This window comes from Streptomyces sp. CC53 (assembly GCF_001865245.1).
Lineage (GTDB): Bacteria > Actinomycetota > Actinomycetes > Streptomycetales > Streptomycetaceae > Streptomyces.
In genome coordinates, this window is the sequence record NZ_MKXB01000213.1 from 1 (window position 1) to 1,285 (window position 1,285).

The window sequence follows — 1,285 nt, forward strand, 5'->3', positions numbered from 1 at the left end:
CGGCAGGTGGATCCGGCCACCACCATCCGCCAGATCCGTGTCTGCGTGGCGGGCATTTCCGGCAGGTAGTAGACGCACTCGACCTGCCAGCCGGACACGCTGGTGGTGGGCACGGTGGAGCGGATGCTGGCCGACGAGCCGAGCGTGGGAAGCGCCGACGCCCCACCAAGGGTGTCGTCGGCCGCGTACGACATGCCGGTCGGGCGCAGCGGCAGCACCCCCTCCATCGGCGAGTAGAACCGCGTCGAGGCGCGGCCGTCCTCCATCGGCCAGTACGCCAGCAGCGCCGGTTCGGCCTGCGGCGTCAGACGGCGCCGCAGCGTCGACGCGAGCGCCTTGCGGCCCTGGCGCAGGCGCCGCTGGATCCCCGCGGCCTGCAGCGGCACGTAGATGTCGGAGCCGGAGGTGTCCCAGCGGGTGGGCCAGGACGCGATCTCGGCGTGCACGAGGTAGTCCCAGTCCTGCACGGCGCCGGCCGGGGCGGTCCAGTCCAGGCTGGTGCTGTCGGTCCACGCGGTGGTTCCCGGCGCCAGGTCGGCGAAGTCGGGCGCGGCGACCAGCGTGCCGTCGATGCCGTCGCGGACCTCGAAGCGGTGCCCGCGGCCGGTGAATGGCAGCCGGTCGGGGGTGGTGTCGGTCGCGGTCGGAGCGATTTCCAGCGGGGCGGGGCTGTCGTGAATGCTGGTCGTGACGCCGCCGGTGAACGTGCCCAGGTGCACCCACGGGCCGTCCAGGGAGTTCGCCCAGTAGAAGCCAACGTCGTAGCCACCGGCCCCGTTGTCGACGTCCAGCACGGCCCGGACCGCGGCCCGAACGGGCATCTGCGGCAGGGTCACGAACCCGACGAAGCTGCCCGACGCGGTGCCGTCGGGCGTTCAGTTGATGGCCAGCTGACCATCGTGGACGCGTAGCACCCAGGCCCGGTTGCCGTCCGCCCCCCACTGCCCGATGAGGGTCTGGGTCGAGCCGACGGTGTGCCAGTCGATCTCGACCTCGGCGCGGACGTCGATGTCGCCCGTGACGGCGAGCCCCGCCGTGTCGGGCGTGGAGGCGACACGGGGGGGGTCGCCGTCCAGCACGAGGTAGGAGTCCGCGCCCGCCACGGACACGCGGATCGGGGTGTTGCGGGTGAGTAGCCCGTAGTAGGGGCTCATCGGGTTGCGGGGGCTGAAGTGGCCGTCGCGGTTGTTGAGGGTCAGCGACAGGCTGGTGGGGTCGGTGCGGGCCCCCCAGCCCCGGCGGCCCGCCGCGACCCCGACCGGGTCCCGGTCGTAGACCCGGTCGG

The 1,285-nt window shown here is 73.2% G+C and carries 2 pseudogenes; both read right to left on the bottom strand.

Annotation, left to right across the window (positions count from 1 at the left end):
* Window positions 1-821 (bottom strand): annotated as a pseudogene (locus tag BJP40_RS28645) (hypothetical protein); the annotation flags it as partial.
* Between the two features lie 54 nt (window positions 822-875).
* Window positions 876-1,285: pseudogene (locus BJP40_RS34725) on the bottom strand (hypothetical protein); the annotation flags it as partial.